The organism is Roseomonas sp. TF40, from assembly GCF_057219975.1.
Window position 1 is genome coordinate 55,422 of record NZ_JBXVVR010000012.1, and the last position, 17,803, is coordinate 73,224.

Annotated in this window: 15 protein-coding genes; 9 read left to right on the forward strand and 6 right to left on the reverse strand. The window is 71.8% G+C overall.

The genetic code is table 11. The features are described 5' to 3' along the window. Positions 1-10: 10 nt before the first annotated feature. Complete coding sequence (locus AC2D9U_RS23400) at positions 11-832, reverse strand: ABC transporter substrate-binding protein (protein ID WP_484753793.1); 822 nt, start codon at positions 830-832, stop codon at positions 11-13. Between the two features lie 28 nt (positions 833-860). After that, on the reverse strand, positions 861-1,784 hold the full coding sequence (locus tag AC2D9U_RS23405) for a dihydrodipicolinate synthase family protein (protein ID WP_484753795.1): 924 nt from the start codon (positions 1,782-1,784) through the stop codon (positions 861-863). A 65-nt stretch (positions 1,785-1,849) separates the two neighbouring features. On the opposite strand from AC2D9U_RS23405, the gene AC2D9U_RS23410 reads away from it, so the two are divergent. Further along, positions 1,850-4,723: an FAD-dependent oxidoreductase gene (locus tag AC2D9U_RS23410; protein WP_484753797.1), complete on the forward strand. Its 2,874-nt coding sequence runs from the start codon at positions 1,850-1,852 to the stop codon at positions 4,721-4,723. Positions 4,724-4,772: 49 nt separating this feature from the next. Here AC2D9U_RS23410 and AC2D9U_RS23415 read toward each other — a convergent pair whose 3' ends face one another. The 3 genes from AC2D9U_RS23415 to AC2D9U_RS23425 are packed head-to-tail and all read right to left on the reverse strand — an operon-like array spanning position 4,773 to position 8,373. Then, positions 4,773-5,786: a S1C family serine protease gene (locus AC2D9U_RS23415; protein ID WP_484753800.1), complete on the reverse strand. Its 1,014-nt coding sequence runs from the start codon at positions 5,784-5,786 to the stop codon at positions 4,773-4,775. A gap of 30 nt (positions 5,787-5,816) precedes the next feature. Further along, on the reverse strand, positions 5,817-6,140 hold the full coding sequence (locus tag AC2D9U_RS23420; RefSeq protein WP_484753803.1) for a hypothetical protein: 324 nt from the start codon (positions 6,138-6,140) through the stop codon (positions 5,817-5,819). A 55-nt stretch (positions 6,141-6,195) separates the two neighbouring features. After that, positions 6,196-8,373 (reverse strand): malate synthase G, encoded by a 2,178-nt coding sequence (locus AC2D9U_RS23425; protein ID WP_484753807.1) that lies wholly within the window; start codon positions 8,371-8,373, stop codon positions 6,196-6,198. Between the two features lie 256 nt (positions 8,374-8,629). Here AC2D9U_RS23425 and AC2D9U_RS23430 point away from each other — a divergent pair, with 256 nt between their 5' ends. The 3 genes from AC2D9U_RS23430 (at position 8,630) to serA (ending at position 12,211) form a co-directional block, all read left to right on the forward strand. Then, positions 8,630-9,325, forward strand: a complete 696-nt coding sequence (locus AC2D9U_RS23430; RefSeq protein WP_484753810.1) for a GntR family transcriptional regulator — start codon at positions 8,630-8,632, stop codon at positions 9,323-9,325. A gap of 100 nt (positions 9,326-9,425) precedes the next feature. Beyond that, positions 9,426-10,625: a phosphoserine transaminase gene (locus AC2D9U_RS23435; protein ID WP_484753812.1), complete on the forward strand. Its 1,200-nt coding sequence runs from the start codon at positions 9,426-9,428 to the stop codon at positions 10,623-10,625. Further along, the gene (gene serA / locus AC2D9U_RS23440; protein ID WP_484753814.1) at positions 10,625-12,211 is read left to right on the forward strand and encodes a phosphoglycerate dehydrogenase; all 1,587 of its coding nucleotides are present in this window, start codon (positions 10,625-10,627) and stop codon (positions 12,209-12,211) included. Before AC2D9U_RS23435 ends, serA begins: the two co-directional genes overlap by 1 nt. 7 nt (positions 12,212-12,218) lie before the next feature. On the opposite strand, the gene AC2D9U_RS23445 is transcribed toward serA, so the two are convergent. Continuing rightward, positions 12,219-12,758: a hypothetical protein gene (locus tag AC2D9U_RS23445; protein WP_484753817.1), complete on the reverse strand. Its 540-nt coding sequence runs from the start codon at positions 12,756-12,758 to the stop codon at positions 12,219-12,221. 145 nt (positions 12,759-12,903) lie between these two features. On the opposite strand from AC2D9U_RS23445, the gene AC2D9U_RS23450 reads away from it, so the two are divergent. From AC2D9U_RS23450 to AC2D9U_RS23470, 5 genes are all read left to right on the forward strand, one after another. Continuing rightward, on the forward strand, positions 12,904-13,536 hold the full coding sequence (locus tag AC2D9U_RS23450) for a dioxygenase family protein (RefSeq protein WP_484753820.1): 633 nt from the start codon (positions 12,904-12,906) through the stop codon (positions 13,534-13,536). 86 nt (positions 13,537-13,622) lie between these two features. Continuing rightward, on the forward strand, positions 13,623-14,765 hold the full coding sequence (locus AC2D9U_RS23455) for an ATP phosphoribosyltransferase regulatory subunit (RefSeq protein WP_484753823.1): 1,143 nt from the start codon (positions 13,623-13,625) through the stop codon (positions 14,763-14,765). Positions 14,766-14,769: 4 nt separating this feature from the next. Further along, entirely contained in the window at positions 14,770-16,059 is a 1,290-nt protein-coding gene (locus tag AC2D9U_RS23460) for an adenylosuccinate synthase (RefSeq protein ID WP_484753827.1), read from the forward strand. A 25-nt stretch (positions 16,060-16,084) separates the two neighbouring features. Continuing rightward, positions 16,085-16,615 (forward strand): GNAT family N-acetyltransferase, encoded by a 531-nt coding sequence (locus AC2D9U_RS23465; RefSeq protein ID WP_484753831.1) that lies wholly within the window; start codon positions 16,085-16,087, stop codon positions 16,613-16,615. Positions 16,616-16,681: 66 nt separating this feature from the next. Continuing rightward, a complete protein-coding gene (locus tag AC2D9U_RS23470) occupies positions 16,682-17,800 on the forward strand; it encodes a Calx-beta domain-containing protein (RefSeq protein ID WP_484753834.1) in 1,119 nt (372 codons plus the stop codon). The last annotated feature ends 3 nt before the right edge of the window (positions 17,801-17,803 follow it).

Sequence of the window (17,803 nt, forward strand, 5' to 3'; positions counted from 1 at the left end):
TAAGCGGGGATTATTGCGGGCCGACGATCTCGAAGGCGCCGGTCCACTTGTTGGCGCCGTAGCGGTCGAACAGCGCGTCGTAGCTGCCATCGGCCTTCATCTCGGTCAGCACCTGCGCAACCGCATTCGCCAGCACGCGCGAGCGGAAGTTGAGGCTGGCGGGCGTCGGGAACAGGCCATGGATCACGCGCGGGAAATCGCCGCGCTGGTCGTATTCGGCGGCCACCGCATCCACGCTCGTCACCGCTTCCACCTGGCCCGCGCGCAGCGCCTGGAAGGCGATGGCGAAATTGTCGAAGGTGCGGATGTTGATCGGGCGCAGCCCGCGCGCGACGAGATCCGCGCTGATCGCGCGCGTGCGCGCTTCCTCGAAGCCGCCGATCTCCACGCCCACGGTGCGGCCGGCGAGGTCATCGACGCCGCGGATGTTGAGCGGATTGCCGCGCGCGGCGGAAAGGGCGACCGCCTGGTTCTCGTAGCGCAGCATCTGCATGATGCGCGCGCGTTCCTCGGTGTAGAAGGTGCCGGTGTTGATCATGTCCCACCGCCGCGCGGCGAGGCCCGGGATCATCGCGCTGAACTCGATGCGCACCCATTCCGGCGTCAGGCAGAGCCGGCGCGCGATCTCCTGGCCCAGCTCATAGCGCAGGCCCTGCAGCTGGCCCTGCGCGTTGACGAATTGCAGCGGCGGCAGGGTCGGGTTGATCGACATCACCAGCGTGCGCGGCTTGATGAGTTCGCTGTCCGCCACGCGCGGCGTGCAGGTGGGGGCTTGCGCGAAGGCGGGTGTGGCGGCCACGGCAAGCACCGCGGCCAGGATCATGCGACGCATCGAAGTGTCTCCCTCTCGGATCGGAACATCAGGCGGCTTGTTGGGCGGGGTAGCGTGCCCCCTCGGCGAGCAGGCCAAGATTCTGCAGCACGGCGGCCAGTTGCGGCATGTCCGCGCCGGGCAAGGGCAGGCGCGGCGGGCGCGGATCGCCCATGCTCATGCCCATCAGCCGGAAGCCCGCCTTGGTGCCCGCGACGTAGCGCGGCCCACCGACGAAGGGCAGCAGCGGCACCAGCTTGCGATACAGCGCCAGCGCGCGGTCCCTGTCCTTGTCGAAGGCGGCGGCGTGGAACATCTCGGTGGACAGGCGCGGCGCGAGGTTCGAACACACCGCCACCCAGCCGATCGCGCCCAGCCACGCGCTCTCATAGCCGAGCACGCCGGCGAAGACCTCCATGCGGTCTTCGCAGAGCGCGACGATGTCGCGCACGCGCGTCACCTCCAGCGTGCTTTCCTTCACGTAGAGGCAGTTCGGAATCTGCGCGAGCTTCGCCAGGATCGGCGGCGTGAGGTCCACATTCGCCGTCGCGGGATTGTTGTAGACCATGATCGGGATGCCGATCGCATCCGCCACGGTCTTGTAGTGGTGGAACAGCTCGGCCTCGGTCGGCACCGAATAGAAGGGCGGGATGATCATCACGCCATCCGCGCCGAGCGATTCGGCTTCCTTCGAGGTGCGCACCACCTCGCGCGTGTCCTCGGCGCCGGTGCCGATCAGCACGGGCACGCGCCCGCGCGCGGTACGCACCACCGTCTCGACGATCGCGGTGCGCTCCTCGGGCGAGACGGAGAGGAACTCCCCCGTGCTGCCAAGGGGAATCAGCCCTCGTATACCTTCGGCGATCTGGAATTCCACCAGCCGCGCCAATGCAGGCAGGTCCACCGCCGCACCGCCTTCGGTGAAGGGCGTGACGAGAACCGTGTAGCAGCCGCGGAAAGGATTTTGCGCCATCGCCATCATCCACGCTATCGAGGAGCGCATCGGAACCTCTTTCGACAGGCACGACAAGCCCGTTCATGCGGCTGACCCATCCAGACATCACCGTCTCTGCCCAAGAGGTCGGCATCACCTTCGACGGCCGCCCGATTCGCGCGCTCGCCGGGGAGAGCCTGGCCGCGGCGCTAGCGGCGGCCGGCATCGCCACCTTCCGCCACACCGGCAAGGGCGCGCCGCGCGGCCTGTATTGCGGCATGGGGGCCTGCTTCGACTGCCTCGTGACCATCGATGGCCGCGCCAGCCAGCGCGCCTGCCTCGCCAAGGTGCGCGACGGGCTGGTGGTGCACAGCGCCGCTCCCGCGCAACCCGCACCCCTCGCGCCACCGCCCGAAGCTGCGGCGGCGGAGAAGCCCTGCGACGTGCTCGTCGTCGGCGCAGGCCCCGCGGGCCTATCGGCAGCCATTGCGGCGGCGGAGCATGGTGCGACGGTGGTTGTGCTGGATGAGCGCGATTCAACCGGCGGTCAGTATCTCAAGCCGCTCGCGACGAGCCACAGCCACGCCGCGCCCGACCGGCAGTTCCGCCAGGGGGCGGCGCTGCGGGCGCAGGCCGAGGCGGCCGGCGTGGTCTTCGCCTTCGGCGCCACCGTCTGGGGCGCCTTCGCCCCCGATGAGGTGGCCGCGCTGGTGGCGGGCGAGAACACCATCTTCCGTCCGCGCCGGCTGATCCTCGCCGCCGGCGCGCATGAGCGCCCGGTGCCCATTCCCGGCTGGACCCTGCCCGGCGTGATGACCACGGGCTGCCTGCAGACGCTCGCGCGCGCCAACCGCGTCTCGCCCGGAGAGCGCGTGGTGATCGCGGGCAATGGCCCGCTCAACCTGCAGCTCGCCTGCGAGTTGATCGAGGGCGGCGTGCAGGTGGCCGCGGTGCTCGAGGCCGCGCCCAGGCCGGGCTTTGCCGCCTGGCGCCAGACGCTGCGCCTCGCCGCCAGCGCGCCTGACCTGGCCTGGGACGGCGCGCGCTACCTGCTGACGATGAAGCGCGCCGGCGTGCCGCTGCTCTGGGGCGCCCGGCCGCTGGCCGCGGAAGGCGAGGGCCAGTTCCGCGTCCTGCGCGCCAGCACCCCCACCGGCGAGATCCGCATCGAGGCCGATGCGCTGGCGCTCAACCTGGGCTTCCAGCCGGAGACGGGGCTCGCCCGCGCGCTCGGCTGCGCGCATCGCTTCGTCGACAGCGGGCTCGGCCGGCTCGAGACGATCACCGACGCCGATGGCCGCACCTCCCTGCCCAGCGTCTTCGCCGTGGGCGATGGCGCGCAGATCGGCGGCGCGCGCATCGCGCTCGCCCGCGGGCGCCTCGCCGGGCTGGCCGCCGCGCGCGACCTGCGGCAGGCGGTGCCGGAGGATGAGGGCACGCGCCGCGCGCTCGATCGCGCCATCGCCTTCCAGGACGCGCTGTGGCGCTTCTTCGCGGTGCCGGAATTCGATGCCACGGCCCTCGCCGACACCACCCTGGTCTGCCGCTGCGAGGAAGTGACGGCGGGCGAGATCCGCGCCGCGCAGCAGGGCGGGGCAGGCTCGCCGGGCGCGATCAAGAAGGCGACGCGGGCCGGCATGGGCCGCTGCCAGGGCCGCATGTGCGCCGCCACCGTGGCCCGGCTTTCCGGCGTGGCGGCCGAGACGGATTGGGCCGCGCCGCGCGCGCCGCTCAAGCCCGTGCCCGCGCTGGCGCTCGCCATGCAGCGTCCCGAATGGGTGGAGGGGCCGAGCGCCGATCCCGGCCCGGCCATCCGTGTTGCCAGCGCCCCCCCGCGTGAGAGCCAGGAATGCGACGTGCTGGTGGTGGGGGGCGGCGTGATGGGGCTGTGCATCGCCACCGCCCTGGCGCGCGAGGGCCTGGGCGTGGTGCTGGCCGAGCGCGGCGAGATCGGGCAGGGCGCGACCACCGCCAATGCCGGCAGCCTGCATGTGCAGCTTCATGCCTATGACAGCGCCGGCGATGCCGAGGGGCCGGACAGCCCGGCGGCGCAGATCCTGGCCATTGGCCCGGCCTCCGTCGCGCTCTGGCATGACATCGCGCGCGAGGCCGGGGAGAGCCTGGGCATCCGTGTCGCGGGCGGGATCATGCTGGCCGAGACGCCCGAGCAGCTTGCGCGCCTCGCCACCAAGACGGCGCTGGAACGCAGCTTCGGCGTGGACAGCCGCGTGCTGGGCGCCAACGAACTCTACGCCGAGGCGCCCTACCTCGCCCCGGGCTTCGCGGGCGCGGCCTTCTGCGCCGCCGAGGGGCAGATGGACCCGCTGCGCGGCCTCTCGGCGCTGCTGTCGCTCGCGCGCCGCGCCGGCGTGGTGCTGCGCAGCGCCTGCGGCGTGGCGCAGCTTCGCCATGACGGCACCGCCTTCCGCGCCGAGACGACCGATGGCCTCGCGATCCGCGCCGGTCGGCTCGTCAACGCCGCCGGCCCCTGGGCAGGGGACATCGCGCGGCTGCTCGACGCCCCCATCCCCGTCTCCGCCGCCGTGCAGCAGGTGCTGGTGACCGAGGCCGCGGGCAGCGAGATCATGCGCCACCTGATCCTGCACGGCAGCCGCCACCTCTCCCTCAAGCAGGGCGATGCGGGCCACCTGGTGATGGGCGGCGCCTGGCCCGGCACGCTCGACCCGCTCGGGCGGCCGCGCAACCTCCGCGGGTCGATCGAGGGCAACCTCTACGTCGCCAAGACCGTGCTGCCGGCGCTGGGCGGCCTCAACCTCATCCGCGCCTGGACCGGGCTGAACGTGCAGGTGCCCGGGCCGATCCTGGGCGCCGACCCGCGCCTGCCGGGGCTGTTCCACGCGGTGACCTTCAACGGCTGGACGCTGGGGCCCGTGGTCGGGGCGCTGATCGCCGAGGCCATCACCGGGCGCGGCGGGCCGCCGGCGGCCTTCTCGCCCGGAAGGTTCCTCCGCGGCTGAGGGATGCGTGCTGGCGGGCGTTGCCCCTCCGCAGAGGCTGGCGCGCCCCTCAGTGCAGCCGGGGTGCCTTGAGGAAGCGCGCGCGGTCGGAGGTGGTGATGGTCAGGGTGAGGCGCCGGCCGTCGCGCTCCGCCACCAGCGTCACGTTGATGCCGGCGGGTCCGCGCGACCACAGGCGGCGCCACAGGGCGGCCAGGTCTGCAGGTTCCTCGCCATCGAGGCTGAGGATCCGGTCGCCCGTGCGCAGACCCGCCCGTTCCGCCGGGCCCTTGGGGGCGAGGGAGGCAACGACGATGCCCTCTTCCTGGTCGGCGGCGTAGAGGCCGATCCACGGGCGGGGAGGTTTGTTGACGCGCCCATAGGTCAGCATGTCGCCCAGGATCGGGTGCAGCAGGCCGATCGGCACGATCATGTTGAGGTCGAGCTTGCGGCCCTTGGGGTCCTGGTGCTGCAGCACCAGCGAGCCGATGCCGTGCAGCTTGCCGTCGGGTCCGATCAGCGCGGCGCCGCCCCAGGCGGGGTGGGCGGGGGCGGTGAAGAGCGCTTCTTCCAGCAGGTATTCCCAATAGCCGGCGAAGGCCTCGCGTGCGACGACCGAGCAGGCGATGGCGCCGCCGGACGGGGTGCGGCTGCGCCCGCCTGGCTGCGGCGCGGCGGCCAGGATGGTCTGGGTGCCGGTCTCGGGCAGCGTACCGTCCGAGAGTTCGAGACCGGAGCAGTCGAGCCGGCCCAGGGCCTGAACCAGGCCGAAGCCCGTCTCGAAATCATAGGCGAGGGCGTGGCCAGGGACAGCACGCCCGGCGGCGGTGGTGATCCACACGCTCTCGGCTTCACCGATCAGGTAGCCGATGGTCAGCACCAGGCCGGGCGGCGCGCCGGGGGCGGTGATGACCACGCCGCTGCCCTCGCGCTCCGTGCCCAGCGTGCGGGCGGAGAAGGCATCCGCCGGCACGCGGGCCCGCAGCGCCACCACCTGGCTGAGCGCGGCCGGCACGTCGAAGCTGAACTCGGCCGGGTCCGGGCGCAGATCCTCGGGGATGCTCCACTCATCCTCGTCGGACATCAGCGTTCCTGTGCCAAGGGCGGGGCCTGGCTAGAAGGTGGGGCCAGGGCGGAAGCCCGGCGTGTCGATGCCCACATCGGGCGGGGTCAGGAAGCCGGGCACCGCGCCGGGGCAGCGGAAGGCGATGCGGTAGTCGGTGACGCCGATCTCGGTGCGCACGGCCTCGAATTCGCGGCCACGGGCGGCGCAATAGGCGCGGGCCTCGGCCACGCCGGCGCGCGCGGCGGTGGCGGGGCTCGCGGCCTGCATCGTCAGGGCGAAGAGCCCGCCCTCAAGCTCCACCACCGCGCTGCGCGTGGCGCAGGCGGCAAGCAGGAGAAGCGGCGTCAGCAGCAGGGCGGGGCGGGCGGGCATCGGTTTCCGGGCAAGGACAGCCAAGGTTACGCGCGGCCTTGCCCTTCTGCCAACCTCAGGCCGCGGCCTTGGCTTCGCGGCGGCGCCGGTGCAGCACGAATTCGGTGTAGCCGTTCGGCTGCGCCGCACCTTCGAACACCAGGTCGCAGGCCGCCTTGAAGGCCGGGCCGTCGAAGCCCGGCGCCATCGGCGTGTAGAGCGGGTCGGCGGCGTTCTGGCGGTCCACCACCGCGGCCATGCGGCGCATGGTTTCCTCCACCTGGGCGCGGGTGACGATGCCGTGGCGCAGCCAGTTGGCGATGTGCTGGCTGCTGATGCGCAGCGTCGCACGGTCTTCCATCAGGCCGACATCGTTGATGTCCGGCACCTTCGAGCAGCCCACGCCCTGGTCCACCCAGCGCACGACATAGCCCAGGATGCCCTGGGCGTTGTTGTCGAGCTCGGCCTGCACCTCGGCGGGCGACCAGTTGGTGTTCTGCGCCAGCGGCACGGTCAGGATGGCATCCAGGCTCGCGCGGCGCCCGCCGGCCGCGATCTCCGCCTGGCGGGCGGCGACCGAGACCTCATGGTAGTGCAGCGCGTGCAGCGTGGCCGCGGTGGGGGAGGGCACCCAGGCCGTGCTCGCCCCCGCCTTGGGGTGGCCGATCTTCTGCGTGAGCATCGCCGCCATCATGTCCGGCATCGCCCACATGCCCTTGCCGATCTGCGCGCGCCCGCGCAGGCCGCACATCAGGCCGACATCGACGTTCCAATCCTCATAGGCGGCGATCCAGGGGGCGGCCTTCATGTCGCCCTTGCGGACCACGGGGCCGGCTTCCATGCAGGTGTGGATCTCGTCGCCCGTGCGGTCGAGGAAGCCGGTGTTGATGAACACAACACGGTCCTTCGCCGCCTGGATGCAGGCCTTGAGGTTCACCGTGGTGCGGCGTTCCTCATCCATGATGCCCATCTTCACCGTGGCGCGCGGCAGGGAGAACGCGTCCTCCACGCGGGCGAAGAGCAGGTCGGCATGCGCGACCTCCTCCGGCCCATGCATCTTGGGCTTGACGATGTAGACGCTGCCCTTGCGGGAATTCATGCGCTTGCCGCGGCCGGGCGGCTGGATGTCGTGCAGCGCGATCGCCACCGTCACCAGCGCGTCCAGCGCGCTCTCGGGCACTTCGGCGCCGTCCAGCGTGACGACGTCGGTCATCATGTGGTGGCCGACATTGCGCACCAGCATCAGCGAGCGGCCCGGCAGCGTCACCGCGCCACCGGCCGGGCGCGTCCAGGCGCGGTCGGCGTTGAGGCGGCGGGTGATGGTCTTGCCGCCCTTCTCGAGGGTCGCGGTCAGGTCACCCTTCATCAGGCCGAGCCAGGCGCGATAGACGTCGATCTTGTCGGCGGCGTCCACGGCGGCGACGCTGTCCTCGCAATCCATGATGGTGCTGAGCGCGGATTCCAGCACGAGGTCCGAGATGCCGGCCGGATCGGCGCGGCCGATCTCGCTGCTGCGATCGACATGGATCTCGAGATGCAGGCCGTTGTTCACCAGCAGGATCGCGCCCGGCGCCCAGGGCTCGCCCTGGTAGCCCACGCATTGGCCGGGACGTGCGAGGCCGACCTTGCGGCCATCGGCCAGCGTCACCGCCAGCGCGCCCGCCTCGATCGCGTAGAAGGTGCTCTGCGCATGGCTCGCCCCGCCGGCGAGCGGCGCGGCCTTGTCGAGCACGCCGCGGGCGAAGGCGATGACCTTGGCGCCGCGCGCCGGGTTGTAGCCGCGCCCGCGCGCCGCATCCCCGGTCTCGGGCAGGGCGTCGGTGCCGTAGAGCGCGTCATAGAGGCTGCCCCAGCGCGCATTCGCCGCATTCAGCGCATAGCGGGCGTTGGAGACAGGCACGACGAGCTGCGGGCCGGCCAGGTCCGCGATCTCGGGATCGACATCGGTGGTGCCGACCGAGAAATCGCCGGGCTCGGGCAGCAGGTAGCCGATCTCGCGCAGGAAATCGTTGTAGGCCTGCTGGTCGATGGGCCGTGCCGGGTTGGCGCGGTGCCAGGCATCGATCTGCGCCTGCAGCGCATCGCGCTTGGCGAGCAGGGCAGCGTTGCGCGGCGCCCATTCGGCGAGGATGTTCTCCATCGAGGACCAGAAGCGCGCCGGCTCGACCCCCGTGCCGGGCAGGGCCTCGGCCTCGATGAACGCGCGGAAGGCGGCATCCACGCCGAGTTTCCCGATCTGCACCCGCTCAGCCACTGTTCAATCTCCTCAACCCTGCGGCCCAAGGCAGACAGGGGCGGGCCGGCAGCGGCGCGGGGTTTGGGGGCAATCCTCGCGGGTGGCAAGAGGGGAAGCAGGGATGTCCTACCAGGAAGATGCCCGGCGGATCGATTCATTGATCCCGTCTTGCAACAGATGAAATAAATTGACTAGGTTGTGGAGCATGTTAACCAGAAACCCTCCCCCAGTCGCCGCAACCGGGCTGCCGTCAATCGACGCGGCGTCCCTGGGCATGTCGGCGCGCCGTCTTGCGCCGGTGCAGACCCGCACGCTGGTCGAGCAGGCCGCCGAGGCTGTCGTCGCCGCCGCCGCCCGCGGTGCCTTTCTGCCCGGTGACCGGCTGGTCGAGGCCGAGATCGCCCGCGAACTCGGCATCAGCCGGGTCCCCGTGCGCGAAGCGCTGCGCCTTCTGGAAAGCCAGGGCATCGTCGTCAGCACGCCCTACAAGGGCATGCGGCTGATGCGGGTGACCAATCGCGGCGTGGCCGAGCTGATGCGGGTCCGCACGGCACTCGAGATGCTCGCGATCCGGGAGATCGCCCAGGCCGGCCCGCTGCCGCCGGAGGCCATCAGCCTCGCCCGTGAGGCCGCGGCGGCCTATGAGGCCGCAGCGCGTGGTGGCGACAAGGCCGAGATCGTCGCGGCGGATGAGGCTCTGCATGGCCAGCTCTGCCGGTTGTCGGGCAATACCGTGCTGCTGGGAATCTGGCTGGGCTTGGCGCGGCAGCTCTCCGTGGTCTGGGGGCTGGGCCATGCCGTGCGGCCCACGGCGGTGACGGTCGCTGAGCACACCGCCTTGCTCGATTCGCTCGAGCGTGGCGATTGCGACGCCGCGAGGCGCCAGCTCGCCGCGCATCTCGCCTGGCATAGCGAGCTGGATTTCGAGGCCGAGATCGAATCCCGCCGTCGGGCCCGCGACAAGGGCTGAACCACCTCCCTCTTGCCGGCCCGCAGCCGCGCCGCTAACCCTTCCCGCGGGCCACGCCCCCCCACCGGGGCGCATTCGCTTCTGGAAGGGAGCCACCGCCATGAGCACCAAGCCGGACATCCGTCCGTCGAACCCCCGCCCCGGCGACAAGCCGGCAAACCCAAAGTTTTCCTCAGGTCCCTGCGCCAAGCGTCCCGGCTGGACGCTGGAGGCGCTGGCCGGCGCGCAGCTTGGCCGCAGCCATCGCGCCAGCGGCCCCAAGGCCGCGCTGGCCGAGGTCATCACCCGTTCCAAGGCTGTGCTCGGCATGCCCGCCGATTGGCGGCTCGGCATCGTCCCCGGCTCGGATACCGGCGCGGTCGAGATGGCGATGTGGTCGCTGCTGGGCGCGCGCGGCGTGGAGATCCCGGCCTGGGAATCCTTCTCGGCCGATTGGGCCGCCGATGTGGTGAAGGAACTCAAGCTCGCCGACGCCCGCGTGGTGAAGGCGCCCTACGGCAAGCTGCCGGACCTCAAGGCGCTCGACTGGTCGCGCGACGTGGTCTTCGTCTGGAACGGCACGACCAGCGGCGTGCGCGTGGCCGATGGTGACTGGATTCCCGATGACCGCGAGGGCCTCGCCATCTGCGACGCCACCTCGGCCGCCTTCGCGATGGACCTGCCCTGGCACAAGCTCGATGTCGTGACCTGGTCCTGGCAAAAGGTGCTGGGCGGCGAGGCCGCGCATGGCATGCTGGCGCTCTCGCCACGCGCCGTCGCGCGCCTTGAATCCCACACACCTTCCTGGCCGATGCCCAAGGTCTTCCGCCTCACCAAGGGCGGCAAGCTGGTTGAGGGCATCTTCAAGGGCGAGACGATCAACACCCCCTCCATGCTCTGCGTCGAGGATGCGCTGGATGGCCTGCGCTGGGCGGAAGGCGTGGGGGGGCTGAAGGGCCTGGTGGCGCGCTCCGAGGCCAATCTCGCGGCCATCGCGGCTTGGGTCGCGCAGTCGAACTGGGCCGCCTTCCTGGCGGAGGATCCGGCCACGCGCTCCTGCACCTCGATCTGCCTGAAGATCGTGGCACCGTGGTTCACCGCGCTGGATGCCGAAGGGCAGGCGGCGGCGGCGAAGAAACTGGCCTCGCTGCTCGAGAAGGAAGGCGTGGCGCTGGACGCCGCGAATTACCGCGACGCGCCGCCGGGCCTGCGCATCTGGGGCGGGGCGACGGTCGAGACCGCCGACATCGCTGCCTTGCTGCCCTGGCTCGACTGGGCCTTCGCCGCCGTCGAGGCCGAATTCGCCAAGGCGGCCGCGTGATGCCCAAGGTCCTGATCAGCGACAAGCTCTCGCCCGCCGCCATCGCCATTTTTCGGGCGCGCGGGATCGAGACGGATTTCAAGCCGGGTCTCGCCCCCGCCGAGCTGCGCGCCATCATCGGCGACTATGATGGCTTGGCCATCCGCAGCGCCACCAAGGTAACTCGGGAAATGCTCGACGCGGCGCCGAAGCTGCGCGTGGTGGGCCGTGCGGGCATCGGCGTGGACAATGTCGATGTGTCGAGCGCGACCGCGCGCGGCGTGGTCGTGATGAACACGCCGCATGGCAATGCCATCACCACGGCCGAGCACGCCATCGCGATGATGTTCGCCCTCGCGCGCCAGATCCCGGAAGCCTCCGCCTCCACCAAGGCTGGCAAGTGGGAGAAGAACCGCTTCATGGGCACCGAGCTGTCGGGCAAGACGCTCGGGCTGGTGGGCGCGGGCAATATCGGCTCGATCGTCGCCAACCGCGCCATCGGGCTGCACATGAAGGTCATCGCCTACGACCCCTTCCTCAGCGAGAAGCGCGCCCTTGAACTCGGCGTGGAGAAGGTGGAGATCGACGCGCTGGTGGCGCGCGCCGACATCGTGACGATCCACGCCCCCTATACCGAGCAGACGAAGAACATCCTGAATCGCGCGCGCATCTTCGGACTCAAGAAGGGCGCGCGGGTGATCAACTGCGCGCGCGGCGGGCTGGTGGATGAGGCCGCGCTGTTCGAGGCCCTGCAATCCGGCCACCTCGCCGGCGCGGCGCTCGACGTGTTCGAGACCGAGCCCGCGACCGACAGCCCGCTCTTCACGCTTGAGAACGTGGTCTGCACCCCGCATCTGGGCGCGGCCACCGCCGAGGCGCAGGAGAATGTGGCGCTGCAGGTGGCCGAGCAGATGAGCGACTTCCTGCTCACCGGCGCGGTCTCCAACGCCATCAACATGCCCAGCGTGACGGCCGAGGAAGCCCCGCGCCTCAAGCCCTATATGGAACTCGCCCGCCAGCTCGGCGCGCTCGCCGGCCAGCTCACCGCCGCGCAGGGCGAGGAGATCAAGGCGATCCGAGTGGAGTATGAAGGCCAGGCGGCGGATCTCAACCATCGCCCGCTGACCGCCGCCGCGCTCGCCGGCGTGCTGACGCCCATCATGGGCGCCGTGAACATGGTCAACGCCCCCGTCGTCGCGCGCGATCGCGGCATCGAGGTGGCGGAGACGGTGCTGGAACGCTCGGGCGACTACGCGACGCTCGTGCGTGTGACCGTGGTGACCGAGGGGCTGCACCGCTCGGTCGCCGGCACGCTGGTCGGCACCGGCAAGCCGCGCCTGGTGGAGATCAAGGGCATCGCGGTGGAGGCCGATTTCGCGCCCCACATGCTCTATGTGACGAATCAGGACCGCCCCGGCTTCATCGGCCGCTTCGGCACGACGCTGGCCGAAGCCGGCATCAACATCGCCACCTTCCATCTCGGCCGCAACGCGCCAGGTGGCGATGCGATCTGCCTGGTGAGCCTGGACGCGCCGATCCCCGACAGCGTCCTGGCCGCCGTGCGCGCCCTGCCGCTGGTGGTGCGCGCGGTGCCGCTGGCCTTCTGAGGCGGCTTCAGCTCCGCCGCACGCGCCCGTCGCGGCGGCGGACTTCCACCGCCGCCGCGCCGGCGGCTTCGGCCACACGCGGCAGGCGCGGCAGGCTCGACAGGCGGCGCAGCGTGGCAGGCCCGCCGAGCGGGAAGGCGGGGCCGGTCAGCGCCGCCTCGGCCCGCACGACGCTGCCCGCATCCAGCGCCGCCGAGGCCTCCCGCAGCGATCCGATGACGAGGTCGCTCGGGGCATCGGGGGCGATGCCGATGGCCTCGCGCATCTCCGCCCGACCTAGGCGCGTGGCGTTGATCACGGTGATGCTGGCCTCGATGTTCCAGCGCGGATCGGTCTGGAAGCCCTCGGTCAGCACCTCCAGCTGCACGGCCGCCAGCGCCGCCTCGCTCGGCCGCCCGGCGAGGCGCGAGGTGTCGCCCAGCATCGCGGGCGCGGCCAGCGAAGCCGCGCGCACGGGGTCCCCGAAGCCGAGCAGCTGCTCGGCGGCCGGATCGGCGCAGGCGGCGAGGGCGACGAGGGGCAGGGCGAGCATCAGGCGGCGGCGCATCGGCGATCTCCAGGGTTGCGCCAACAGATGGCGCAGCGGCGCCGCCACACCAAGTGCCGGATTGTCGCAGATCGAGACGCTTCGTGACTTGGCCTGGCGGGGGGTGTGCTGCGCATGGTGCGGCGCAACAGACCGGAGCCAGCCGATGTCCGCCTCCCCACCCATCCTCGCCCGACGCGGCATGCTGCTGGCCGCGCCCGCGCTGCTGCTGCGCCCCGCCCAGGCCCAGACCCCGACGCAGAGCCTGCGCACGCCCGCCCAGATGGAAGGCCCCTATTATCCCCGCGCGATCCCGGCCGACGCCGATGCCGATCTGCGGCGCGTGGCGGGCCAGGCGGGGGCGGCGCGGGGCCAGCCTTTGCTGCTCACCGGGCTGGTGCGCGGTCCCGATGGCGCGGCGCTGCCGGGCACGCGGGTCGAGATCTGGCAGGCGGATCACCGTGGCATCTACCTCCACCCCGGCGATGCGCGCCTCGCCGAGCGCGACGCGGCCTTCCAGGGCTATGGCCGCGCCGTGGCGGATGGCGCCGGGCGCTACGCCTTCCGCACCATCCGCCCGGGCCTCTATCCGGGGCGCACGGTGCATATCCACTTGCGTGCCCAGGCCGCTTCGGGTGGGGCGGCGCTGACCACCCAGGTCTATTTCCCGGACGAGCCGCGCAACGACTCCGACATGCTGCTCCGCCGCCTGACCCCGGATGCGCGGCGGCTGCTGATGGCGGTGGTCACGCCGAGCGATGAGGGGCAACAGGCGGTCTTCGACATCTTCCTTGGCTGACCCAGGGGCGGGATCGGCCGGGCAGGGGTTGCGGCCGGCGCCCCCCCCTGCCACACACGCGCCGCCCTTTCGGCCCTGTAGATCCCATGACCGACGACCCGCCCAACCCCGCCCTTCTGCCCGCCGGCCTCGCCGACCTGCTGCCGCCCGAGGCGGAGCAGGAGGCGCATCTGGTCGAGCGCCTGGCCGAGTGCTTCGCCCGCCACGGCTATGAGCGCGTGAAGCCGCCGCTGCTGGAATTCGAGGACAGCCTCTTCGCCGGCTCCGGCGCCGCCATGGCCGAGCAGACCTTCCGGCTGATGGACCCGGTCAGCCAGCGCATGATGGGGCTGCGCGCCGACACCACGCCGCAGGTCGCGCGGATCGCCGCCACGCGGCTCGCGGGCGTGCCGCGGCCGCTGCGGCTGAGCTATGCCGGCCAGGTGCTGCGCGTGCGCGGCTCTGAACTCGCCCCGGCGCGGCAGATCCCGCAGGCGGGCATCGAGTTGATCGGCATCGATACGCCCGAGGCCGATGCCGAGGTCGCGGCCGTGACGGCCGAGGCGCTGCGGGGCTTGGGCGTGCGCGGCGCCTCGCTCGACATCACGCTGCCGCGCATGGCGCCCGCGCTGCTCGACGCGGCCGGCGTGGCGGGTGAGGCGCGCCGGCGGCTGGCCCGCGCGCTGGACCGCAAAGATGCGGCCGCCGTGACCAGCCTGGGGGCGGCCGCCGGCATGTCGCCCACGCTGCTGCCCGTGCTGCTGGCCGCGGCCGGGCCGGTGGATGGCGCCCTGGCCGCGCTGGAGGCCGCCGATCTTCCGCCTGCCGCCCGCGCCATGGCCGACAATGCGGCGGCCGTGGTGGCGGCGCTGCGGGCGCTCGAGCCCGATCTGCGCATCACCCTCGACCCCGTCGAGTTCCGCGGCCTGCGCTACCACACCGGCGTCGCCTTCACCGTCTTCGGCGAGGGCATGAGCGGCGAACTGGCCCGCGGCGGGCGCTACCTCTCGGGCGAGGAGCCCGCGACGGGCATGACGCTCTACCCCGATGCGCTGGCCCGCGCCGTGGCCGCGCCGGCCCTGCGGCACCGCGTCTTCCTGCCCATCGGCGCCGCGCCCGAAGCCGCCGCCGCGCTGCGCGCCCAGGGCTTCGCCACGCTGCGCGCGCTCTCGCCCACCGATACCCCCGCCCGCCTGCGCTGCACCCATGTGCTGCGCGCAGACGGCGTGACCGCCCTTCTGGAGGACTGACACAATGGCCAATGTCGCCGTGATCGGCGCCCAATGGGGCGATGAGGGCAAGGGCAAGGTGGTGGACTGGCTCGCCAGCCGGGCCGACATCGTCGTGCGCTTCCAGGGCGGGCACAATGCCGGCCATACGCTGGTGGTGGGCGATCAGACCTACAAGCTCAGCCTGCTGCCCTCGGGCGTGGTGCGCGGCAAGCTCGGCGTCATCGGCAATGGCGTGGTGCTGGACCCCGAGGCGCTGCTCTCCGAGATTGCACGGGTCACCGCGCAGGGGTTGTCGGTGACGCCCGCCAATCTGCGGATCGCCGAGAACGTGCCGCTGATCCTTCCGGTCCACCCCGCGCTCGACAAGGCGCGGGAGGTGGCGCGCGGCGCGCATGCCATCGGCACCACCGGGCGCGGCATCGGCCCGGCCTATGAGGACAAGGTGGCGCGCCGCGCCATCCGCCTCTCCGACCTCGCCGAGCCGGAAGTGCTGGCCCGCAAGCTCGACGAATTGCTGCTGCACCACAACACGCTGCTGCGCGGCCTGGGCGCCGCCACCTTCGAGAAGCAGGCGCTGCTGGAATTGCTGCTCGGCCTCGCGCCGAAGCTGCTGCCCTTCGCCGAGCCCGTCTGGGCCCTGCTGGAAGAGGCCCACCACGCCGGCAAGCGCGTGCTGTTCGAGGGCGCGCAGGCGGTGATGCTCGATGTCGACCACGGCACCTACCCCTATGTCACCTCCTCCAACACCGTGGCCGGCAATGCGGCGGCCGGGGCGGGGGTGGGTCCGAAGCAGATCGGCTATGTGCTCGGCATCGCCAAGGCCTACACCACCCGCGTCGGCTCCGGGCCCTTCCCGACCGAGCTGCAGGATGAGATCGGCCGGCGCCTGGGCGAGCGCGGGCGCGAATTCGGCACCGTCACCGGCCGGCCGCGCCGCTGCGGCTGGTTCGATGCCTGCATGGTCCGCCAGGCGGTGAAGGTGGGCGGCGTGGAGGGCCTGGTGCTGACCAAGCTCGACGTGCTGGACGGCCTGCCGGAGCTGCGCATCTGCACCGGCTACCGGATCGACGGCGATGTGGTGAAGCGCCTGCCCGCCTCGATCGCCGCGCAGGAGCGCGCCGAGCCGGTCTATGAGGTGCTGGCCGGCTGGCCCGGCTCCACCCAGGGGGCGCGCAGCTATGCCGAACTGCCGGCCGAGGCGGTGAAATACGTCCGCCGGATCGAGGAACTGGTCGAGGCACCCGTGGTGCTGCTCAGCACCTCGCCCGATCGCGACGACACGATCATGCTGAAGGACCCCTTCGCGGGGTGAGTCGCGCGGCTGAGGGGCGCGCGGGATGATCCGCATCCGCGACAGCCTGCCCGAGGACATCCCCGCCCTGGCCGCCATTTACGGCCATTGGGTGACGCATGGGCTGGCGAGCTTCGAACTCGACCCGCCCGCGGCCGAGGAGATGGCGCGCCGCCGCGATGCCGTGCTGGCGGCGGGCTACCCCTATCTCGTCGCGACCGACGCCGACGGCGCGGTCTGCGGCTATGCCTATGCCAGCGCCTACCGGACCCGCCCGGCCTATCGCTTCGCGGTCGAGAACAGCGTCTATGTCGCGCCGGGGGCGATGCGCGGCGGCATCGGCGCGGCGCTGCTCGCGGCGCTGATCGCGCGGTGTGAGGCGTCGGGCTTCCGCCTGATGGTGGCGGTGATCGGCGACAGCGCCAATCACGCCTCGATCGGGCTGCACGCCCGGGCGGGCTTCCAACCCGTCGGCATCATTCCCGCCATCGGCTGGAAGCACGGCCGGTGGGTGGACAGCGTGCTGATGACTCGCGCGCTGGGCGAGGGTAGCCGGACTTCTCCTATTCCTGGTTGACCCGACGCATCCGGGATGGTTCGGTTCCCGGGCGGATCGTCCCGCCCATGAGGCTCCCCGTCACCCATGTCCGGCCTTCTGCCCCTGGCCCGGTTCCGCAACGCCTTCGCCGAGATCGCCGAGGGGCAGTCCGGCTACCGGCACCTGACCTTCACGATCGAACTCTCCGCCGTGCCGACGGGCAATGTCGTGGTGTCCTTCGCCTCGGCGAATGGTTCCGCCATCGCCGGGGAGGACTACGTCGCGCGCAGCGGCGCGCTGACCTTCCTGGCCGGGGAGACGGCCAAGACCTTCGCCGTGCGCATCCTGGGCGACCTGCTGCATGAGGCCGCCGAGACCTTCACAATGGAACTCACCGGCGCGAGCGGGGCGGGGGGGCTCGACACCGCGCGCCAATCGGCGCTGGCGACCATCCTCAACGACGATCCGCGCATCATGCCCGCCGCCTATTTCGCGACCGAGCACGCCGCCATCGCCGAGGGCGCCTCGGGCACCCGCAACCTTGTCTTCACCGTGGCGCTGAGCGAGGCGGCGCTGACCACGGTGCGGGTCAGCTTCGCCACCAGCAACGGCTCGGCCCGTGCCGGGGAGGATTACGCGGCGCGGACCGGCACGCTGGTCTTCGCGCCGGGCGAGACGCGCAAGAGCTTCGCCGTGCCGATCATCGGCGACCTCGTCTTCGAAGCCAACGAGACCTTCTACATCGACCTCACCGGCGTCACCGGCGGGGCGGTGCTGGGGACGGAGCGGCTGCTCGCGATCGGCACCATCGTGAATGACGACCCTGCGAGCCTGCCCAGCCTGGGCTTCGCGGCCACCAGCCTCGCCACCGTCGAGGGCCAGTCGGGCAGCAAGGCGCTGGTCTTCACCCTGGCCCTCTCCGCCGCCGCGGCGCAGACCGTGCGCGTGGCCTTCGAGACCGCGAACGGCTCGGCCCAGGCGGGGGTCGATTATGTGGCGCGCAGCGGCACGGTGAGCTTCGCGCCGGGCGAGACGCGCAAGAGCTTCGCCATCACCCTGCTTGGCGACACCGCCCATGAGGCGGATGAGACCTTCTACCTCGATCTCACCAGCATCACCGGTGGGGCGATGCTGGATGGCGACCGCAGCCTCGCGATCGCCACCATCGTCAACGACGACCCGCCGCCGGTGGCGCCCAGCGCAGCGGCGGAGATTTGGCTTTAGCGA

Coding starts and splice junctions, on each gene's coding strand:
- AC2D9U_RS23415 (WP_484753800.1), bottom strand. CDS start 5,786: ATGTCCGACGAGGATGAGTGGAGCATCCCCGAGGATCTGCGCCCGGAC.
- serA (WP_484753814.1), top strand. CDS start 10,625: ATGCCCAAGGTCCTGATCAGCGACAAGCTCTCGCCCGCCGCCATCGCC.
- AC2D9U_RS23400 (WP_484753793.1), bottom strand. CDS start 832: ATGCGTCGCATGATCCTGGCCGCGGTGCTTGCCGTGGCCGCCACACCC.
- AC2D9U_RS23470 (WP_484753834.1), top strand. CDS start 16,682: ATGTCCGGCCTTCTGCCCCTGGCCCGGTTCCGCAACGCCTTCGCCGAG.
- AC2D9U_RS23465 (WP_484753831.1), top strand. CDS start 16,085: ATGATCCGCATCCGCGACAGCCTGCCCGAGGACATCCCCGCCCTGGCC.
- AC2D9U_RS23445 (WP_484753817.1), bottom strand. CDS start 12,758: ATGCGCCGCCGCCTGATGCTCGCCCTGCCCCTCGTCGCCCTCGCCGCC.
- AC2D9U_RS23405 (WP_484753795.1), bottom strand. CDS start 1,784: ATGGCGCAAAATCCTTTCCGCGGCTGCTACACGGTTCTCGTCACGCCC.
- AC2D9U_RS23460 (WP_484753827.1), top strand. CDS start 14,770: ATGGCCAATGTCGCCGTGATCGGCGCCCAATGGGGCGATGAGGGCAAG.
- AC2D9U_RS23410 (WP_484753797.1), top strand. CDS start 1,850: ATGCGGCTGACCCATCCAGACATCACCGTCTCTGCCCAAGAGGTCGGC.
- AC2D9U_RS23435 (WP_484753812.1), top strand. CDS start 9,426: ATGAGCACCAAGCCGGACATCCGTCCGTCGAACCCCCGCCCCGGCGAC.
- AC2D9U_RS23450 (WP_484753820.1), top strand. CDS start 12,904: ATGTCCGCCTCCCCACCCATCCTCGCCCGACGCGGCATGCTGCTGGCC.
- AC2D9U_RS23420 (WP_484753803.1), bottom strand. CDS start 6,140: ATGCCCGCCCGCCCCGCCCTGCTGCTGACGCCGCTTCTCCTGCTTGCC.
- AC2D9U_RS23455 (WP_484753823.1), top strand. CDS start 13,623: ATGACCGACGACCCGCCCAACCCCGCCCTTCTGCCCGCCGGCCTCGCC.
- AC2D9U_RS23430 (WP_484753810.1), top strand. CDS start 8,630: ATGTCGGCGCGCCGTCTTGCGCCGGTGCAGACCCGCACGCTGGTCGAG.